This is a genomic window from Streptosporangium sp. NPDC049644, assembly GCF_040675205.1.
Taxonomy (GTDB): Bacteria; Actinomycetota; Actinomycetes; order Streptosporangiales; family Streptosporangiaceae; genus Streptosporangium; species Streptosporangium fukuiense.
The window spans coordinates 118,880-139,402 of sequence record NZ_JBFAOJ010000012.1 but is presented as its reverse complement, the minus strand read 5'-3'; the positions used below and the strand labels follow the sequence as shown (position 1 = coordinate 139,402).

Here is a 20,523-nt window from a genome sequence, read left to right as displayed (position 1 = left end):
GCGGCGCGAGCTCACGGAAGTGCCCATCGACCGAGAGGACGGCGACACCGTGCGCGCACCTTCCCTGAAATCCGTCATGCCGCTCTCCGCGGCCGCCGTACTGCTGGCGGCCCTCATCGGCCCCGCCACCGCAGCCCGGTCGGCGTCCCTGCGAGAGGTGCTCCTGGTGGGAAACGCTCAGGGCGGAACGGTCAGCTTCGTCGACGGCCGCACCTACCGCAACCTGGGCTCGTTCGACGCGGTCCCGGATCTCGACGAGCGCCTGAGGGCGATGAACCCGGTCGAGCGCGCGGGATACGAGGCGGTCAACCGGATCCAGGGATACCGCAAGCTCGTCGACGACATGGCGGTCTCCCCTGACGGGCGCACACTGTACGTCTCCCGCGGCAACCTGTCGGACGCGGTCGCCTTCGACATCGCCGGCCGGAGGATGCTGTGGCGCTACAAGATCAAGGGCTTCAAGGCCGACCACGCGGCGCTCTCCGCCGACGGCGGGCACTTCGTCGTGTCGGCGACGACGGCCTCCGTGGCGCAGGTGATCGACACCGCCACCGGCAGGCTCGTGACCGACATCCCGACCGGCACCTACCCACACGCCAACGACTACTCCCCCGACGGCAGCCTCCTCTACAACTCCAGCATCGGCATCACCTCCCTGCCTCGGTCGCTGAACGCGCTCAAAGGCGCCCGGCAGCTCACCGTCATGGACAGCGCCACACTCAAGGTGGTCAGGAAACACACCTTCGAGTACGGCATCCGCCCCGCGGTGTTCACTCCCGACAACCGGACGATGTACGCCCAGTTCTCCTACCTCAACGGCTTCGCCGAGGTCGATCTGACCACCGGGAAGATCACCCGGCGGGTGGAGATGCCCTTCAGCGAGGCGGGCGGCAGGCTCGCCGCCGACGACTACCCGCAGAACTCCGCGCACCACGGCATGGCGATGTCGGCGGACGGCGGCGAGCTCTGCGTGGCCGGCACGATCGACGACTACGTGGCGATCGTCGACCGCCCCGGGCTGACCACACGGGGTTACGTGCACTACGACACCGGGAGCCTGCCGTACTGGACAGCCACGGCCGCCGACGGCCGGCACTGTTCGGTGTCGCTCAGCGAGAAGAACGCGATCTCGGTCGTGGACTACGAAACCGCGCGCGAGGTGGCCCGCGTGCCGGTGGGCGACTTTCCTCAGCGCGAGCGGCTGGGGCAGGTCGCCGAGGACGTGATCGGCTCCCTGGACGCCGCCGCGGGATGACGGGCGGTGCTCACAGGACGTCCTCACGCAGCTGCGGGAACACCTTGGAGACCTTGCCAAGGAGGTACTCGCCGTAGGTGCCGGTGAAGGCGCGCAGGTCCTGACCGTCCCAGCGGGCCCGGCCGCCTCCGGCGGCGCCACGCGAGGGAAGCGGGGGCACCTCGGCGTCCCAGCCGGGGTCGAAGAAGAAGGGGAACGACAGCCGTTCCCGGCCGCTCACGTTCCGCACCCGGTGCGGGGTCGACCGGTAAAGGCCACCGGTGAGCCTGTCGAGCATGTCGCCGATGTTGCAGACGAAGGTGCCGGGGATCGGCGGGGCCTCGATCCACCCCGTCCCCGCGTGCACCTGCAGGCCCCCGTGCCGGTCCTGGGCGAGCAGGGTGAGCAGGCCGTAGTCGGTGTGCTCACCCACTCCCCAGCCGTCGGAGCCGGGCGGCGACGACGGGTAGTGGAAGATCCGGAACAGCACGGTGGGGTCGGCGGTGTAGCCGTCGGCGAAGTAGTCCTCCACCAGCCCGAGGCTGAGCGCGACGCCACGCATCACCGACTGGGCCAGTCCCATCAGCGTGCCGAGATACTCCAGGACCGCTCCGCGCAGCTCGGGCACCTGCGAGGGGAAGAGGTTGGGGCCGTGGAGCGGCAGCCGGGCACGCGGATCGTCCCGCGGCAGCTCGGTGCCGAAGTAGAGGCCCTCCTTCAGGTCGGGGCGGCCGGAGGTGAGCTCGCCGCCCACCGGGAAGAACCCCCGCCAGGCGCGGCCTCCCCGGTCCATGGAGATCTCCGCCTTCTGCTCTGCGGGCAGCGCGAAGAAGCGGCGGGCCGCGGCGTCGAGGCGTTCGAGCAACGCGGGCGGGACACCGTGGCCGCAGACATAGAAGAAACCGCTGTCGCGGCAGGCCCGTCCGATCTCGTGGGCGGCCCGCTCGCGCTCCGGGCGGGGCCCGCCGTCCACCAGGGCGCTGACATCGATCATCGGCAACCGGTCCATGCGGACATCCTTCCGCATCCCCCGGCCGCGCGGCGCAGGGGCCGCGTGCCACCGGGTAGGCCGGGGAGCTGTCCGTTCGACTTCGAGCACGAGTTCGCCGGTGGTGCGGCCGGCCTCGACGCGGCGGTGTGCCTCCGCGGCCTGCTCCAGCCGCAGGGATTCGACCTGGACCCGCAGTTCCCCGCTCGCCGCGGCGGCCACCGCGCAGTGCGGGGCGCGGCCCGTCTCGGCGGGGAAGGCCGCGGCCGACCGAACGCCCCGCCGGAGCTTTCCACCCCGTCATGGGCGGCGCTCAGCGGACCGCCAGACGGTCCGCCTCGTCCTTCGAGATGTCATAGGACGCCCCGCAGAAAGTGCACTGCACTCCGTACTTCGTCCGCACCGGGAACAGCGGGACGAAGAACAGACTGAACTTGGTGACCCTCCTGGACAGCACCTGCGCCGCCGTGTTGCCGCAGTTGCGGCAGAGAAGCGTCAGCACACCGAGCCGGTGGGTCACGGTGCGGAGTCCGAAGATGAGCATCCCCCAGTCATACCCGACGGAGCCTGCCGGTGGCGGCCTCCATGGGCGCGGACCCGAGCAGGTTACGCCGCGCCGGTCTGCGCGCGGACCATCCGGGCGTACAGCCCGTGCCGGTCGCCGAGCAGGTCGAGGCGCGAGCCGTACTCCACCACCCGCCCCTCCTCCAGCGCCACGACGGTGTCGAAGGAGTCGAGTACGCCGAACCTGTGAGTGATCATCACGGTCGTCTGCCCGGCCCGTTCCGCCAGGATCGCCTCGACGACCTTCAGCTCGGTCAGCGGGTCGAGCGCGGAGGTCGCCTCGTCGAGTACGAGCACGGACGCGTCGGCCAGGAGCGCGCGGGCCAGGGCGATGCGCTGCCGTTCGCCGCCGGAGAACAGTGCCCCCCGCTCGCCCGCCGGCGAGTCGTAGCCGTCCGGGAGCGCCGCGATCCGCTCGTGGATCCGGGTGATCCGGCAGGACCGCACGAGATCGTCCATCGTGGCGCCGGGCGCGGCGTATCTGAGGTTGTCGGCGACCGATCCCTGGAAGAGGAAGGGCTCCTGCGTGGCGATGCAGATCCGTCCGGGCAACGGCGCCCCGAACTCCGTCCCGTCGATCACGACCGTCCCCTCGGTGGGCGGGTGCAGACCGGCGAGCAGGTGGCCGAGCGTCGTCTTGCCCGAGCCGCTCGGGCCCACCACCAGCGTGGTGGAGGCGGCCGGGATCTCGAGGCTCACGCCGTACAGCGCCGGACGGTCCTCCTCACCCGTCCCCGGGTAGCGGAAGCCGGCCTCGCGGACGGCGAGCGCGCCGGGGCCCGGGGCGGGGCTCTGTCCCGTCTCCGGCTCCGGCTGGAGGTCGAGGTAGCCGAAGACCCTCTCGAACGCCCCTTGGGCGGCGCGGAACTCGGTGGAGATGTGCAGGATCTGCCACAGGGGCTGGTGGAGCCTCGCCTGCAGCACGGTGAAGGCGACCAGGGTGCCCGGAGTGATCCCGCCGGTCAGCCCCGCCGCCACGAACACCAGGTAGGGGGTCAGCACGAAGAAGACGTGGCCCACGCTCAGCACCAGCTGGGCCACCAGGCCGGAACGGATCCCCAGCCGTGCCAGCCGTTCGCTCTCCGCGGCGAACCCGGCGGCCTCCTCCTGACGCCTGCCGTGCACCCTGGCCATGGTGACGCCCCCCAGCGACAGGCGTTCGGCGATGATGGAGGAGAGCTCCGCCCGGGTGCGCTGGCCGTCGGCCGACAGGGTCGAGAGCGCCCGCCCCGACCGGGAGGCCACCAGCAGGACGAGCGGCGCGAGGATCAGGGCGACGCCCGCGAGCACCGGTGACAGGGCCACCATCGCGCCGGCCGCGACCACGAATCCGATGAGGCCGGAGAGCGCGCCGGGCAGGGTGTCCTTGACCGCGTACTCGATCTGCGTGGTGTCGCCGGCCAGCCGCGACTGGATCTCGCCGCCCCGCTCCGCGGCGAAGAAGGCGAGCGGCATGCGCTGCAGGCGGCCGAACATCTCCGTGCGTAGCCCGTGCACCACCCGCTGCGCGACGCGGGCCGACAGCCATGTCTGCCCCAGGTCCACGACGCCCACCCCGCAGGCGATCGCCGCGGCCAGCCCGGCGATCAGGGCGAGCAGCTGCAGGTCGGGGCCGCCAGGCCCGAAGAGCGCCCGGTCGAAGACCACCCGCGTCAGCAGCGGGACGGCGGCGTTCAGGGCGGAGTAGGCGGCGATGAGCACGACGAGGACGCAGACGGCGGCCCGGTACGGCATGAACAGCCGCACGACCCTGCGCCAGGTCCCTGGGGCGGGAGGGGGCTCCGGGGCGGAGGGGGGACGATCGCGCACGGCCGTACCAGTCCTTGTCTGATGATCGAACGTCAGGTGATCGGGCAGAACCCCGCCCTCCCGGGAGCGGGAGGGCGGGGCCTTCACATCAGTCGCCTGTCACGTCAGCCGTCGGTGCAGCCGGCGTGCTTGAAGCAGTGGGTCAGCCGGAGCGCCTCGTTGGTGCCCGGCTCCAGCTCCTGGAGAGCCTGCAGGTCCTCAACGTCGAAGGACATGGTCTCTACCTCCTGTGGTCGGCGGGGCCGCCTCTGATACGGCCCGCTCTTCTTTCATCGCCGTTCCGTCGCGAACGGCGAGCCTGGGGGCGTCGTCGGGCATCCACAGCCGGGGATGCCCGTGACGCAGCCGGAGGAGGAAGGCGACGACGCCCGCCGTACCTCCGAGGAAGGTGGGTGAGAAGCCCGCCTGGGCGTCGGGCACGAGGAGCCGGCCGGAACGGCCGACCGCCCTGCTCGTCAGGCAGGCGGCCAGGTCCCGGGCCCACCGGTGGTAGCGGTCGTCACCGGTGAGATCGGCCATGTCGAGCAGGAACTCGCCGTCGCCGGGGAGCCCGTGGCACGGCACCGGCCCCGACTGCCACCGGGTGCGGTGCACGGCCGCCGCCGCCCCGCGCGCGAGGTCCAGTGCCTTCGGGTCGCCGGTGGCGCGCCAGTACCTCACCAGGAAGGAGCCGATTCCGGAGGATCCGCTGCACCAGTACGGCCTGCGGGGACGGACCGTTCCCAGGTCACCGCGGAGGGTCGGCCACCAGGCGGTGTCGCCGTCGACGTCCGCGTGCGCGTAGAGGGCGCGGGCGACCTCGTGCACCGTCTCCGTCCAGTCCGGCCGGTCGAGGACCAGGCCCGCGTGGAGCAGCGCGGTCCCGATCCCGGCGAGGCCGTGCGCGAAACCGAAGTGGTTGGCTCCGGCGAGGCCGGAGTCGAACGTCCGCGGTGTCGGCCACTGCGGGTGGCCGTCCAGGTACGACCGCGCGTCGTGCAGGTTCTGGAAGATCGTGGCCGCGCGTTCCATCAGCGCCGGATCGCCTGACCCCAGCGCGACGCGCAGGACCGTCATGCCGCATCCGGCCAGCCCGTGCGTCACGTCCGGGCCGGGGTGATCCGTCGGCAGCAGGCTCGCCGCCCGCACCGCGTACCGGGCCAGCCCGGCGTCGTCCAGCGCCGCCGCCGCGTCGTGCAGCGCCCACACCGCTCCGGAGCGGCCGAAGTGGAGGCCGGGCCGCCAGACGTCCTCCTCCGCCAGCCGCAGCCGCAGCCGGCGGGAGAGCGCGGCGACCGCGGCGGACGCCTCCGGTGCGGGCATGGCCAGCGTCAGGACCCCGAGGACGCCTGCCGCGCCGGCGTGCACCGAGCACGGATCCGCCTCGGGCCCGCCGGAGGCGTCGGACCACGCTGCCAGGCTGCCGTCGCCCGGATCCGCCGCCTCCACCAGGTGCGCGATCCCGTCGTCGATCAGCCGATCGATCCGGTGCGGCCGGGCGGGTTCCGCGGCGTCTGGCCCGGCGGTGGGCCCGGCGGTGGGCCCGGCGGCGCTCGGCCGGCGGGTGAGTCCGGCGAGGAAGCGTTCGCATCGCTCCAGGGGCCAGCGGCGTTCCGGCTCCGCCGCCAGCAGGCCCTCTACCAGTGGCCGCAGCAGGGCCAGCGTGGGGTTGTCGGTGGCCACCGCCGCGACCCGGTCGGGGCCTGGCAGGTCCAGGTGGGCGCCGACCGCGAGGAAGTACGCCATCGCGCCGAGGCTGTAGAGGTCGGCGCCGCCGTCCGGCGCCGGCCAGGGCTCCCCGACATGCTCCACCAGCTCCGGCGCCAGGTAGCCCGGGGTCCCGCCCACCATGACGGCGGCACCCGGCACGGCCGCGTGCTCCAGGTCGATGAGCCGGAGCCCGCCGCCGGGGAGCAGCATCACGTTGTTCGGCGAGAGGTCGCCGAACACGTGCCCCCGGCCGTGCACCGCCTTCAGCAGCTCGACCAGCCGGCCGAGGAGGGGCAGGACCTCCGCCGCGCCGTTGCCGAAGCCGTTCTCGCCCAGCGGGCCGGCGTGCCCGTCCGACCAGCGTTGCAGCGTGATCCCCGGCACCCGCTCCTCGACGAGGAAGGCGTGTCCGCCCTGCTCGAAGAAGTCCACCACGGCCGGCACCGCCCCGGTCTCCGCGAGATCCTCAAGGCGGGAGCGCTCCGTCGCCACCCGGTCCCGCGCGTCCCTGCCGCTCAGATCGGCGCACGCGTGCGGGCGGCCCTCCTTGACGACCACCTCGCGCCCTGTCCTGGTGTCCTCGGCGAGATACACCCCGCCCCGGTTGGCGTGCCTTACGGCTTCGCGGACGATGAAGCGGTCGTTCAGCATGATCGCGGCCGCTCCGGGCCGCCGGCCCGCCGCCGGAGCCTCGAACGGGCAGACCGCGAACGGCGGCGGGGAGAAGCGCGGCTCCCGCGCGTCGAGGACGAGGCGGCCCTCCGGTGAGCGCAGCCGGATCTCGTAGAACCCGTCGTTGCCGAGTGTCCTGTGCCCGCGGAAGGCGCCGTAGCGGTAGTGCACGATCCCGCCCGTCCGGTAGGGGCGGTCGGAGAGGATCACGGGTCCGGGGAGGCCCCGGGTGACCTCGTCCAGCAGGGCGGCCAGGCGGACCGACTCCGCGTCGTCGCGCGGGTAGACGGTGACGAACTTCCCGGCCTGCGCGCGGCTGCAGTGCGGTTCGAGGAATTTCCAGTAGTCGTCCAGCCGGGCGGGGAACTTGAAGGCGCACCTGGCTCCGGCCAGCACCCGCGAGACGCGGGAGAGCACCACGGGGGCGGAGAGCATCGTCGCGGAGACGTGCAGCTTCCACCCCTGGTCGGGGATCACGCAGGTGTCCGGCGTGACCTTGCACCAGAGTCCGTCATCAGTGATCGACCACTCCCGGGCGCCCGCGCGCCCGAGCTCGGCGGTCACGATGTCGCAGAGGATGGCGGGGTCTCCCGGACGCGTCCTCACGTGGACCCACTCCCTGTCGTCGGGGCTCTTTCTCGCAGAACCCGAGATTGACAGAGAACTGTTGCCAGCGAATGGAATTTCAATTGCTTACGAGGTGAGCGGGCGTTTATCCGGTGCGAAAAAATCTTCGCCGAATCGGTCACACCATTATTCGCATTTATTGACACACCCGCCCTGGCCGCCCCCTACAGGGGTTCGGCCCGCCGAAACCTCGCGGAAACAGCTATACGCGGCACACTCCACCGAGGAAGAGATCGTCACTCACACGTAAAGCAATGTCGGTGATTTACACTCGCCATGACTTCGCCTTACTGTGCGGCCATAACAGCCGTGCTCCTGGGCGGTCGTCGCCGGCGCAGTAGCGGCCGTGGAAGTAGGTGACTCCATGAGTGCGCCGGTAGGTGGCCGGCAGCCGACCCGGTCGCCCTTGGCGGGCCCGGCCCGTCCCTGCGGCGGGGATGAACGATGTCGAGTCGGGAGGTGTCGCGCCCGGTGGTGCGGCCGGGTGCTCCGCACCGTGTCAACCCACGTTTGAGGCCGTTTGATCCATGTCGGAGCCTGTGGCGGATGGCATGCTGGCAGTGTGAGCGAATCTGACGTCCACCTGCATGTCGCCCCCGAGCTGCTGCTGTTCCTGCCCGCGCGCCGGCGAAGCGAGTGGCAGCGGGTGGCGCCCGATGGGACATCGACGCTGGGACATGTCGTGGAGTCGCTCGGTGTTCCGTTGCCGGAGGTGGGGCCCTTGATCGTCGAAGGCGTGGAGGTCGGCCCGTCCTACCAGCCCGCCGCCGGTGATGTGATCCACGTTCACGCCGTGCCCCGCCCCCAGCGAGTGCCGCTCGAACCGGGACAGCACGCGCCCAGGTTCCTGCTCGACGTCCATCTGGGCACCCTCGCGCGAAGGCTCCGGCTGCTGGGCGTGGACGCGACCTACTACAACGACATGGACGATCCCGCACTGGTCGTCGAGGCGAACAGGGAACGCCGCGTGCTGCTGACCCAGGACCACGGTCTGCTGTGCCGCCGGGCGCTCTGGCTCGGCGCCTACGTGCGAGGCAACAAGGCGCATGACCAACTCCACGACCTGCTGGAGCGGTTCGCACCGCCGCTACGGCCGTGGACCCGCTGCACGGCCTGCAACGGAGAGTTGATACCCGTCGAAAAGCACGAGATCGACCGCCTGCTGGAGGCCGGGACCAGGCGTTCCTACGACGTCTACGGCCGATGCTCGAAATGCGGCCAGATCTACTGGCGCGGCGCGCACAGCGAACACCTGGAGGAGATCGTACGATCGGCCGTGCACCTGGCCGACCTTGGTCCGGAAAGCGGCTGAGCCCGGCGCGAGCGTACCGACCGGGACGTCAATCCTCGATCTGGATGGCCAGCGCCGGGCAGACCGTCGCGGCGTGCCGGACGTCGGCGGCCTGTTCCGCCGGCGGGTCGGGGTCGAGCAGCGCGACGACGCCGTCCTCGTCGCGCTGGTCGAACACCTCCGCGGCGGCGACCACGCACTGCCCGGAAGCGACACACCTGTCCTGGTCGACGGTCACCTTCATGAGAACCTCCTGATTGTCGTACCGGGGAGAGTCACCAGGTCACGGGGAGTTCGTAGACTCCGTAGACGGACCCGTCGTGCTTGAACGGGATCTGTTCCAGATCCGCGGCCGGCCGCAGGGTGGGAATGCGCCGGTAGAGGGTGCTGTAGACGATCTGCAGTTCCAGCCGGGCCAGCGACTGGCCCAGGCACTGGTGCACCCCGAAGCCGAAGGCCACGTGGCGGCGGGCGTCACGCCGGATGTCCAGCCGGTCGGGGTCGGGGAACACCTCGGGGTCACGGTTGCCGATGTCGTTGGCCATGATCAGCCCGTCGCCGGCGCGGATGAGCTGCCCGGCGATCTCGATGTCCTCCAGTGCCGCCCGGCGCCGCCCGTTGTGCGTGATGTGCAGGTAGCGCAGCAGTTCCTCCACCGCCGAGGCGACCAGCCTCTCACCGTCGGTGTCATCGTCGGCGTCGCGGAGGAGGGCCAGCTGGTCGGGGTGTTCCAGCAGGGCGAGCGTACCGAGCGCGATCATGTTCGCGGTGGTCTCGTGCCCGGCGATCAGCAGCAGCACCCCCATCCGGGCCGCGTCCTGCCGGGACAGCTCCCCGCTCTTGATCCGCTCGGTCAGCTGGGACAGCATGTCGTCGCCGGGGTCGGCGAGCTTCTCGCCCAGCAGGTCGTCCAGGTAGCCGGCCAGCCGGCCGAGGGCGGCCGACCGCTGCTCGGGTGTCGCGTCCCGCTTGATGACGGTCTTGCTGTTGTCCTGGAAGAAGTCATGGTCGGCGTACGGCACACCGAGCAGCTCGCAGATCACCAGCGAGGGCACCGGCAGGGCGAACGCCTCGACCAGGTCGACCGGCTTCGGGCCGGCGAGCATGTCGTCGATCAGCTCGTCGACGATCTTCTGGATGGCCGGCCGCATCGCCGCCACCCGCCTGACGGCGAACGGCGCCGTCACCATCCGCCGCAGCCGGGCGTGCTCGGGATCGTCCATCAGGATGAAGCTGACCTTCGACGAGCCGGTGACGGGGGCCGGGCTCGGGTAGCCGGGCCGGGTGACGTCGGAACTGACCCTCGGGTCGGCCAGCAGCGCCCGTTGCTCGGCGTAACGGGTGACCAGCCACGGGGTGCTGCCGTCCCACAGGCGGACCTTGGTGAGCGGCCCCTCCTGCTGCTTGGCCCGCAGGGCCGGGGGCGGATCGAACGGGCAGCCCGCCGCCCTGGCCATCGGGTACTCCGGGATCTCCGCGGGGTGCCCACTCGCCGGATTCAACCTACTGGTCATCGATTCCTCCAATGGGGCCTGTACCGCGACGTGTTCGCGGCAGGCATCGATCCTCGTGAAGGGGCGGTGGTCGTCGCCGAGAGCGGTGCCCGACCGGCTTCTCCCGGCTGTCATCGCAGGGCTGACGCGAGAGCGGGGAGTGCGTCGGCGACCTCCGATACGAATCGTCGTCTCCTCCTCTGCCTGCGATCCGCCGAGGCGTGACGGCTCCCGTCATGGGCAGGGCGTGACCGGTGCCAGCCACAGCCCGACGAGCGCGTCGATCAATCCGGTCGCGGCGTCGTGCCAGTTGGATCGGGGTGTGGGGGTGCCCTCGGCGAGAGCGCGCTCGCGCTCGGCGTACATGTGCACCATCAGCTGGCGTGCCATGTCACCGCGCTCGGCACGCACCTCGGCGGGCAGGTCCGGAAGGCATCGGTTCAGCCCGTCGAGGACCTGGTGCAGCGCCGGCGAGGTGAGGGACTCCTCGACCATGATCTCGCGGAGCACGGGGTCGGTCATCACCTGGGCACCGAACCGGCCGTACCACGTGAGGTCGCCCAGGGCGGCCAGGTGCTCGGCACTCGGGCGCACCAGGCAGGCCAGCCAGTCCCGCACATCCGAGCTGTCGCCGATCTCGGCCAGCATCCGCAGGCGCAGCCGCTCGGTCCGTTCGGTGTGTCTGCGCACGATGGCGCGCACCAGATCGGCCTTGGTGCCGAAGTGATAGCCGACCGCGGCGTTGTTCCCCTGCCCCGCGGCCTCGCTGACCTGGCGGTTGGACACGGCGAGCACCCCGTGCTCGGCGAACAGCCGCTCCGCCGCCACCAGGATCGACTCCCGCGTGGTACCGGCCCGCTCGGCCCTGGCGATCCTGCCCGCCGTGGTCACCATCGCACCGGAACCTCGCGCAACCCGCCGACCACGAGCCCCTCGACCTTGCGCAGGTCCTCCACCGGGACGGCGAGTTCCAGGGAGGGAAGGCGGCGCAGCAGCACCTCGAGCACGACCTGCAGCTCGGTGCGGGCCAGCGCCTGCCCCAGGCAGGAGTGCACCCCGGCGCCGAAGGCCAGATGGGGGTTCGGGGTGCGGCCGAGGTCCATCTCGTCGGCACCGTCGAAGGCGCTCTCGTCGCGGTTGGCGGCGGCCATGTTGCACACCACGGTCGTCCCGCGCGGCAGCAGGGTCCCGGCCACCTCGATCTCCTCGCCGAGGTAGCGCGGCATGCCGAATCCCGGGTTGGCGTCGAACCGCAGCGCCTCCTCCACCGCGGAGCGCACCAGCGAACGATCCGCCAGGAGCCGGTCCCAGCGCCGCCGGTCGGCCAGCAGCATCGCCACCATCTTGCCGATCATGTTCGTGGTGGTCTCGTGCCCGGCGACCAGCAGACCCTGGCCGGTGGCCACCAGTGTCGCCTCGGACAGCCGCCCGCCGTCGGCGTCGGTGCCGACGATGAGCTCACTGAGCAGGTCCTCGCCCGGCTCCGCACGCTTGGCGATGACATGGGCGGTCATGTACCTGCGGAAGTCGAGCTGTGCCTCGTCGATCTCCTCCTGTGTGTACCTGGTCAGGTTGAGCAACGTGTCGGACCAGTACGCGAACCTGTCCCGGTCCGAATCCGGGACTCCGAGCAGGTCGCAGATCACCCAGACCGGCAACGGGAAGCCCAGGCCCGCCTTGAGGTCCGCCGGATGTCCCCGCTCCAGCATGTCGTCGATGAGCCGCTCGGCCATCGCCTCCATCCCCGGCCGCAGCGCGGCCATGCGCTTGGCGGTGAACCATTTGCCGAGCATCCGCCGCCACCGCCGGTGCTCCCCGCCGGTCTGCGGTATCGACATCGACATCTCGTTGTCGAACAGCCCGCCCGACTCGGTGGCCGAGATCCGGGCCGCGCCGTCCGCGTGCGTCGGCCGGGTGAACCGCGGGTCGGACAGCACCAGTTTGACGTCCTCATAGCGCGTGACCAGCGACGCCTCGTCCCCGCTGGGCAGCGTCACCCGCGCTACCGGACACCCCTGCCGCAGTCGCGCCCACTCGGCCGGCGGCTCCAGCGCCGCCTCACCGGGAATCGGATAGCTCAGCATCGGCCCACCGTCACCCTGACCCATCATGCCTCCTCCGAACCGGCCTTCGAGTCACGATCAGTCAACTTGGGCTGTTAACTTAAGTCAAGCAACTGACTTAAAAACTGTCCAAAATTCCGTCAGGCGGCCCTTACTCATCCCGTCAAGTGGTCGCCGCCGACTACGGCCCGAGCGTCGCGCCGATGTCCGCCATCCGGCATCTTGTGCTCGTCTTCGCCATGATCGAGCCGGCGTCGGTCTCACGTACGGATCTTCTTTTCCGCCGCCGTATCCTCGGCCGGACAAGCACAAAGGATCTTCGGCACGGCAACCCGCCTCCGGGCGGTCGGCAACATGGGCCACGCCCGCCCAGCTCGATCCAGGGCGATTCACAGCTGCGCCCAGCAAGCATCATGGAAAACTCACCGACCTCGGCCAGCAGCCACGTCACCCCCCTACTCGCTCCGCGCACCCGGTGCTCACGGAAACCACCTTTCACGTTACCGAAAAGAATCTTTACTTAGATCGTGACGCATGTGATGATCACTTCGTTTTGCCACATATGTTCGAAAGGCTGGAGCGAACACATCACGAACAGCGTCCGGCTTATCCACCCGGACGCGCCGTCGCGCTGCCCTGCTCGCGGCTCTGACGCTGCCGATCTCGCTGATGAGCGTGCCCGCGATCGCCCAAGGGCCCACGCCACCCCCCGCCACTCCCACGACGTCGCCGCCCACCGCCCCCGCCGCACCCACCAGCAAAGCGCTGGCGCAGGCCAAGAAGGACAACCGGCGCGTCGAGATCGAGTCGATGCGCTCGGAACGCGCCACCTTCTACGCCAACCCGGACGGCAGGACGGTCCGGCTGGAGATGCATACCCAGCCGATCCGCGTCAAGAACGCCGACGGTAAGGGCTTCACGCCGATCGACACCACCCTCGTCATGGCGGACGGCGCCATCAAGCCCAAGGCCGCACCCGGCGACCTGGTCCTGTCCGCCGGCAGGGACGAGACCCTGCTCAAGAGCCGGGCGGCCGACGCCACCGCGAAGATCACCGCGCCGTCGGCACTGCCCGAACCCCGGCTGAAGGGCAACACCGCCACCTACCCCGGCGCCTACGGCAAGGGCCGCGACCTGGTGGTGACCGCGAACGCGACCGGATTCCGGCAGCAGATCACCATCGCCGAACGGCCCACCGGCCCGGTCTCCTTCCGGGTGCCGGTGGACCTGCCCGAGGGACTGTCGTTCAAGAAAAACGCCGGCCGGCCCATCATCGTCGGCAAGGACGGCAAAACGCTCACCGAGGTACGCCCCACTCTGCTGCAGGACGCCACGGCCGCCGACTCCAGTACTCCGATCGAGGCGGGCAAGGCCGGCAAAGCCTCCGTCACGCTCGCCGACGACGGCCAGACCCTGGTGTTCACGCCGGACGCCGCGTTCCTGGCCGACCCGGCGACGACGTACCCGGTGACGATGACCGCCGTCGCGGACGACTGGTGGGAAGGCTATGCCGGCAACTGGGATAACGGCGGCATGGACACCTGGATCAACGATGTCGACTACCAGGAAAGCTGGGACACCTTCGCCCAGGACCAGATCGTGGTCGGCAAGTCGTATGCCAGCAACATCGCCAAGCGCTGGCGCGGCTATCTCCGGTTCCCGAACATCCCCGCCGAGTTCGCGGGCAGCACGGTGCAAAACGCCGACATGCACCTGTGGAACTACCAGTCCAACGAGTGCGGCCTCTCGGTCGGCTCCGGCATCACGGCCCGGCGGATCACCTCGTTCTGGGATGACCTGGAGCTGACCTGGAACACCCAGCCGACGGTCTCCAACACGGGCGCGGACACCGAGTTCGGCGCCTACAGCGAAGACTGCACCGGCTCCATGAACTACGCCTGGGACCTGACCCACTCCCTCAATGGCATCGTTCAGGAGTGGGTCAACGGCGCCACCAACTACGGCATCCGGCTCACCGCCGGCAACGAGTCCGACTTGCGTAACTGGCGGCGCTACCGCTCCGAGGACGCCGGCGGCTGCCGGACCACACCGCTGGAGGAGTGCAAGGGGCAGACGCACCCGCCCATCCTCACCGTGGACTTCGAACTTCCGGAGCCTGCCCGTCAGGAGACGGTCGTCATCGCCGTACCGGAGCCCTTGGACACCCTCCCCGAGGACTACGACGAGGCGGTCGCGATGTCGACCCGTGCGGGGACGACGGTGGAGGAGTTCTCGACGATCGACGTATCCGACGCGGTACTCGACGCCACCCTCGCGAACCAGAACGGGATGGCGGACACGGTCGGCACCGACAAGTTCACCCCGGACGACCCGGACGTCCCGGAGCCGGACGACACCGGCGGCTCCGACAGTGAGGATGTCCAGGCACCGCGGGTCCTGACCCACGAGCCCGCCGCCGACGCGGCCGAGGTCCCGCTCGACGCGGTGGTCCGGGCGACGTTCAGCGAGCCGGTCGGCTACGCGGAGGTCACCGTGCGGGCGCCGGGTGACACGACCGTCTCCGGAAGCCTGGCGTACGGCGACGGGGACACTGTCGTGACGTTCACTCCGGACCAGCCGTTGCAGCCGGGGACCGCGTACTCGGTGGAGGTCTCCTGGGCGATGGACGGCCTGGAGAACACCATGGAGCCGTACTCGTGGTCCTTCCGGACCGTCGAGCAGGCGGCCGGCCGGTGGACGTTCGACGAGGGGGACGGTCGTACGGCTGCCGACTCCTCAGGTCATGATCACGATGCGAGCCTGAACGAGACGGCGGCCTGGATCGCCGGCAAGAACGGGAACGCGGTCTCCAACCTGCCGTCGCAGGCGCGGATCGCCGCCTCCCAGACGGCGGCCAAGCAGGGCAAGGCCGTGGAGGTCGCCGACGAGACGACGGCGACCAGCGTCACCTATGCCCAGCCGGACGGCAGGACGTTCCAGACCGAGGTCACGGCCGGTCCGGTGCGGACCCGGCAGGGCGGCGGCTGGGCGCCGATCGACACCACCCTGGCCGAGCAGAACGGCAGGCTGCGGCCCAAGGCCCTCGCCCAGGGCGCGGTCCTGGAGATCTCCGCCGGTGGCACGGACCCGTTCGTGAAGATGAGCGCCGACGGGCGTGACTACGCGCTGCGCTGGCCGACCCCGCTGCCCAAGCCGACCGTCAAGGGCAGCGTCGCCACCTACACCGACGCCGCGGGCGTGGGCGCCGACCTGGTGGTGACCGCGTTGCCGACCGGGTTCCGGCACGACGTGGTGCTGCGCCAGCGGCCGTCCAAGCCACTGGAGCTGCGCATCGGCGTCGAGGACGACGGCCTGACCCTGACCGAGGACAAGGGCGGCCGGCTGCTGCTGAAGGGCAAGAACAAGAAGCTCGTCGCCTCGGCGCCGCAGCCGATCATGTGGGACGGCAGCGCCCAGGGCCGCCTCCCGCTGGCCAAACGCTCAAAGATCGACACCGAGGTGGTCACCGAGGACGGCCGAACCGAACTGGTCCTCAAGCCGGACCACGCCTTCCTGACCGACCCCGCCACCACCTACCCGGTACGCGTGGACCCGACGGTCACCCTGCCGGTCGGCGCCGACGTCGAGACCAGCACGCTCGACACCGGCATCCCCTCCTACCCCGACTCCGGGTACCTGCTGGCCGGCACCATGCCCGACGGCTTCAAGGCGCGGGTGCACCTGAAGTTCGACACCCCGGGCCTGCAGGGCGGCACGGTGACCGACGCCAGGCTGTCGATGAACACCGTCGACGCGCAGAACTGCGGCACCGCGGTCGGCAACGGCATCCAGGCCGCCCGGCTGACCGCTGCCTGGGACCCGGACAACCTGTACTGGGCCACCAAACCCGCCTTCACCACCGAGGACGCCTCCACCAACACCAAGGGCGTCAACGGCGACTGCGCCGTCTTCCCGGACTACATGGACTGGAACGTCACCGGCATCGCCCAGGACTGGGCCGCCGGCGCCGCCAACCACGGCCTGGTGCTCAAGTCGCCCGGCGAAGGCAGCGTCAACAACTACCGGGTGTTCACCGCCTCCGAAGACACCGACTTCCTCATCCCGCCGAAGCTGACCATCACCATCAGCGGGCCCGCCTCCGCGCCCACGGTCTCCGCCCCGGCCATCACCCCGGCGCAGACCGTGAACGGCACCACGGTGACGACCTCGCTCACCCCGCAACTCGCCGTCACCGTCGCCGACACCGCGACCGGCGGCCTCACCGGCCACTTCGAGGTCGAACATGACCCGGCCGCCACCGGCCAGGGCAGCGGCCAGATCTGGACCGGTACCTCGCCGGCGGTCACCTCCGGCGGCCAGGCCGCCGTCAGCGTGCCCGCGGGCAGGCTGAGCGACGGCTGGAAGATCCGCTGGCGGGCCCGCGCGGCCAACACCACCGCATCCACCACCTCGGCCTGGTCGAACTGGCAGACGGCCACCGTCAACGTGCCCAACCCGACCGTCGGCGCCTTCCAGGTCATCCCGTCCCAGGTGGTGAACGGCGTCACCACGGCCACCAGCCTGACCCCCGCCCTGCACACCACCGTCACCGACCCGGCCGCCCAGCCGGTGCGGGCCGAGTTCGAGGTCCAGCACGACCCGGCCGCCACCGGCCAGGGCACCGGCCAGATCTGGACCGGCGCCGTCGACGGCGTCGCCTCCGGCACCCAGGTCTCGGCGACCGTCCCCGACGGCAGGCTCACCGACGGGTGGCAGGTACGCTGGCGGGCCCGCGCGGTCAACACCGCCACCACCGTCGGCTCCCCCTGGTCGGACTGGCAGAACCTGACCGTCGACGTACCGGACCCGGTCTCCGAACCGGCCGTCGGCGCGCTCCAGGTCAGCCCGTCCCAGCAGGTGGACGGCAACACCGTCACCCCCACCCGCACCCCGGCGCTGCTGGCCCAGGTGAGCGACCCGGCCGGCCGGCCGCTGCGCGCCGAGGCCGAGATCGAGCACGACCCCGCCGCACCCACCGGGCAGGGCACCGGCCAGATCTGGACCGGCGGGGCCGACAACGTCCCGGCCGGCGGCCAGGCGAACATCGCCGTCCCGGCGGACACCCTGTCCGACGGGTGGCAGGTGCGCTGGCGCCTGCGCGCCGTCACCGAGCAGGCCGCCTCGGCCTGGTCGGACTGGCGGCAGGTCACCGTCGACGTCGTCCAGCCCGGCGAGGAGCCCCTGGCCCAGACCGCCGGACCGGTGATCCACACCGACCAGGGCTTCAGCACCGCCGCCTGGCTGCGCTGGAGCGACAAGGACGGCGAGTACACCGTCGCCGAGCAGCGAGGCACCCACCAGGCGCCGTTCCGGCTCGGCAACACCGCCGAGCACGGTCTGGTGCTCACCTTCACCAGCGCCGACGCCGCTAATGCGACGGCCGAGGGTGTCCTGTCGGGGGTCGAGCCACCGGTGGATGAGTGGTTCCATCTGGCGGGAACGTACGACGCGGCCACACGAACGGCGACCCTGTACCTGAACGGGGCACAAGCCGGGACCGCCCAGTTGTCCTTCCCCGCCTGGGACGCCCAGGCCCCGCTGCGGATCGGCGCGGCTATGGCCGGCGGCATCGACGAGGTCGGGGTCTACCAGCGGCCACTGACGGCCGCCGGAGTCGCCCACCTGTCCACGCAGCCCCAGGCTGTGCCGGCGCCATCCCGCACCTCGCCCACCACGAGGACGAACGCCACGACGGCCGCCATGGACGGCACGTTCTACAAGCGGGTGGATCTGGACGACTGTCAGTCCCTGGACGACAACTACGACGGGGACAAAGCGGACACCTACGTGACGTGGATGAAGGGAGAGTACGCCTTCGGGCAGTCCCGGATCCATGAATCCAGCTACAACTACTGCTGGTCCTCCTACATCTACGTGCTGGAATTCGCCGAGAATCCGTTCACCGGCGGGATGGTGCGGTCCGCGAAGCGGTCGTTGCTCAAGAAGGCGAAGACGAAGAACGGGCAGACGATCGAGGTCGAGGACGACGACGCGTTCCGGTTCCGCGCCACCTGGATCATGCACACCTATCTCGGCAACGCGAGCGGAGTGGAGTTCTCCCAGGGCCAGCTGGCGCCCCAGACGTTCAAGATATTCAGCCGCCTCGACGGGTTCGCGGTCGTCGACGGCAACGGTAACGTCAAGGTGCCGTCGAGTGACCTGAGTGGAATCGAGATGGGCGTGCACCCCGGCCCAGGGGCGGGTGTGTGCCACTATATGAGCGGGCCACGAAGGCCCCGCGACGTCTCCACCTGGCATGACACGCCGGACGCCGAGTACATCTTCGGGTGGACCGGGATCAACAGCGGCGTCCACCGGTGCGAGGTCGGTGTCGTCGTCTTCATTCCGGGCGAGGACGGCAAATCAGGGTTGGCCATCCCACTCTGGAACCGGAAACTCGTCGACAGCCGTTTCATAGTCGAGGAGAACACTGTCCTGCGGCACGGTACGGGGATTCCCGTCAGCGCATGGGACGGCTACCCGTACACGGAACTGGTGCCCGTGGTCCAGTGCGACTGGGAAAAGGCCGGGTTCGGGAAACGTCAGCGGAAGGGGGGCTGCATCATACCGTCGGTGCCCCGGGTGTTCGTGATGTCCAAGAGCAGGAACGCGAACTTCCTGCAAGTCACCCTGCACATCGAGAAGGCGCTCAATCCACTGACCAACGTGAGCACTTCCCCGCCGAAGCGGCCCGGCCACAACTGGGCCGACCCGAAGAATCCGCCCCCGAAGGTCAGCATCGTGACGGCCAGGCCCAAGCTGATCCCCGGAAACTGGGCGGACCCGTTCAGTAAGCCGCTGACCAAGGTGAACGGCGAAGGCCAGGACTACAACCGAAGTTTCTTCTCGGGGCTCCGGTTCGTCACGGACAAGGACACCACGAACCAGAAACGCTGGCCGGACGTCGACGATTCGGTTGAGGTGCCGACGCAACTGCTCAAGGGAGTCAACTATTGCAAGTACTACTTCTCGGATGACTACGCGGTAGCGACCCGGTTCATCCACGGAATCGCGCAGGCGCCCTGGATCAACTGTGACGAGTATCCGTTCGCGTCGTCCGAGGAGGGAGCCGGGGCGAAGGACGGAAACTTCTCCGTCCAAGCGGTTCCCAGAGATGACAACATCATTCACGGGGCGGCTCTCGATAAGTTCTATGCCGATTACCGTGTCGTGCCCGGGAACCAGTTCTGGGTCAAGGTCGTGAATTAACCAGGAGCCCGGCCCGGCGATCGACGACCGGGCCGGGCTGCCTGTGGGGTGAAGGCGATTGTAAGATCGCCCCCACCCCACGAACCAGCGAAATTCGAAGGAGCGAGCCGGTGGACATGTCGCGAGCGGCGCCCGGGGAGAGCCAGTGGCAACTCCTGGACGAGTACGCCTTGAACGCCCGCTTCGATGCGGCCTGGATCGACACAGAGAATATCGAAGAGATCGCGGAGCGGTTCCGGGTGGATCCGGGCTCTGGGATTCTCTGTGACCTCGAGACGGCGTTCACCCTGGCCGACGACAACGAACAGGACACTCTGGTCTGGATCGGGGGGCATTCTCCAGGCTGGTCGGTCGCGATCACCATGAGCGGAAGTTTCACGCTCAGGGAAGAGGCGAGCGCGGGAAGAAGGCGCATCATCAGTCATTGGCACCTGGGTGACCTGGGGGAAACCGGTGACGAGGGAATGGTCTATTACCAGGATGGCGAGCTCATCGGCAGGCTGGGAGTGGAAGCGTTCCAGGACTACGCGGGTGATCTGGAGACAAGCCATGAAGGCGGGTTCGAAGAGGAGGTGGAGGGTTACCTCATCCTGGCGGGGCGGGTCACGGGCAGGTTCCTCGACCGGGACTGGTTCGCGGCGTCGCGCGTCCTCTACCGCGTTCCCGCCGACGCCTGGCCCAGCCTGTTCAAGCCTTTTCCAACCTGACCCGCCGGCCCGGAGCCTCCCGGCCGGCTCGGGAGGGTCTTCGCACACCGGCCGGAGTCCGCCTTCGCAGCTACCGGCGGCTCTCTCCGACTCCGGCGATCGAGGCGCTACTCGTCTCCGTCATCGCTGTTGATCGCCCCCCTACCCGCCCCGCCCAGCCCATCGACCGTCCTACGC

The 20,523-nt window shown here is 70.1% G+C and carries 12 protein-coding genes and 1 pseudogene; 4 read left to right on the top strand and 9 right to left on the bottom strand.

Features of this window, described 5'->3' with window-relative positions; genetic code table 11:
* The first annotated feature begins 19 nt into the window (after nucleotides 1–19).
* Entirely contained in the window at nucleotides 20–1,255 is a 1,236-nt protein-coding gene (locus AB0J58_RS09875; protein WP_364212752.1) for a YncE family protein, read from the top strand.
* A gap of 10 nt (nucleotides 1,256–1,265) precedes the next feature.
* Here the strand turns inward: AB0J58_RS09875 and AB0J58_RS09870 are convergent, their stop codons facing one another.
* From AB0J58_RS09870 to AB0J58_RS09850, 5 genes and pseudogenes are all read right to left on the bottom strand, one after another.
* Nucleotides 1,266–2,444 carry a 2-oxoglutarate and iron-dependent oxygenase domain-containing protein gene (locus AB0J58_RS09870; RefSeq protein WP_364212749.1) on the bottom strand — a complete coding sequence of 393 codons (1,179 nt, stop codon included), beginning with the start codon at nucleotides 2,442–2,444 and terminating at the stop codon, nucleotides 1,266–1,268.
* Between the two features lie 91 nt (nucleotides 2,445–2,535).
* Nucleotides 2,536–2,766: a zinc-ribbon domain-containing protein gene (locus tag AB0J58_RS09865; protein ID WP_364212746.1), complete on the bottom strand. Its 231-nt coding sequence runs from the start codon at nucleotides 2,764–2,766 to the stop codon at nucleotides 2,536–2,538.
* Nucleotides 2,767–2,828: 62 nt separating this feature from the next.
* Complete coding sequence (locus tag AB0J58_RS09860) at nucleotides 2,829–4,595, bottom strand: ABC transporter ATP-binding protein (protein ID WP_364212743.1); 1,767 nt, start codon at nucleotides 4,593–4,595, stop codon at nucleotides 2,829–2,831.
* A 198-nt stretch (nucleotides 4,596–4,793) separates the two neighbouring features.
* Nucleotides 4,794–7,562, bottom strand: coding sequence for a class IV lanthionine synthetase LanL (gene lanL / locus AB0J58_RS09855; protein WP_364212740.1), 2,769 nt, complete (start codon nucleotides 7,560–7,562; stop codon nucleotides 4,794–4,796).
* A gap of 358 nt (nucleotides 7,563–7,920) precedes the next feature.
* Nucleotides 7,921–8,019: pseudogene (locus AB0J58_RS09850) on the bottom strand (IS630 family transposase); the annotation flags it as partial.
* A 126-nt stretch (nucleotides 8,020–8,145) separates the two neighbouring features.
* On the opposite strand from AB0J58_RS09850, the gene AB0J58_RS09845 reads away from it, so the two are divergent.
* Complete coding sequence (locus tag AB0J58_RS09845) at nucleotides 8,146–8,895, top strand: Mut7-C RNAse domain-containing protein (RefSeq protein WP_364212737.1); 750 nt, start codon at nucleotides 8,146–8,148, stop codon at nucleotides 8,893–8,895.
* A 28-nt stretch (nucleotides 8,896–8,923) separates the two neighbouring features.
* On the opposite strand, the gene AB0J58_RS09840 is transcribed toward AB0J58_RS09845, so the two are convergent.
* The 4 genes from AB0J58_RS09840 to AB0J58_RS09825 form a co-directional block, all read right to left on the bottom strand.
* Complete coding sequence (locus AB0J58_RS09840) at nucleotides 8,924–9,118, bottom strand: ferredoxin (protein WP_364212734.1); 195 nt, start codon at nucleotides 9,116–9,118, stop codon at nucleotides 8,924–8,926.
* A gap of 31 nt (nucleotides 9,119–9,149) precedes the next feature.
* On the bottom strand, nucleotides 9,150–10,388 hold the full coding sequence (locus AB0J58_RS09835) for a cytochrome P450 (protein ID WP_364212731.1): 1,239 nt from the start codon (nucleotides 10,386–10,388) through the stop codon (nucleotides 9,150–9,152).
* Nucleotides 10,389–10,601: 213 nt separating this feature from the next.
* Nucleotides 10,602–11,261 (bottom strand): TetR family transcriptional regulator, encoded by a 660-nt coding sequence (locus AB0J58_RS09830; RefSeq protein ID WP_364212728.1) that lies wholly within the window; start codon nucleotides 11,259–11,261, stop codon nucleotides 10,602–10,604.
* Nucleotides 11,255–12,451: a cytochrome P450 gene (locus AB0J58_RS09825; RefSeq protein WP_364212725.1), complete on the bottom strand. Its 1,197-nt coding sequence runs from the start codon at nucleotides 12,449–12,451 to the stop codon at nucleotides 11,255–11,257. Before AB0J58_RS09825 ends, AB0J58_RS09830 begins: the two co-directional genes overlap by 7 nt.
* Before the next feature lie 648 nt (nucleotides 12,452–13,099).
* Between AB0J58_RS09825 and AB0J58_RS09820 the strand changes: the two genes are divergently transcribed.
* Nucleotides 13,100–19,639, top strand: coding sequence for a DNRLRE domain-containing protein (locus AB0J58_RS09820; RefSeq protein ID WP_364212722.1), 6,540 nt, complete (start codon nucleotides 13,100–13,102; stop codon nucleotides 19,637–19,639).
* A 110-nt stretch (nucleotides 19,640–19,749) separates the two neighbouring features.
* Nucleotides 19,750–20,346: a hypothetical protein gene (locus AB0J58_RS09815; RefSeq protein ID WP_364212719.1), complete on the top strand. Its 597-nt coding sequence runs from the start codon at nucleotides 19,750–19,752 to the stop codon at nucleotides 20,344–20,346.
* The last annotated feature ends 177 nt before the right edge of the window (nucleotides 20,347–20,523 follow it).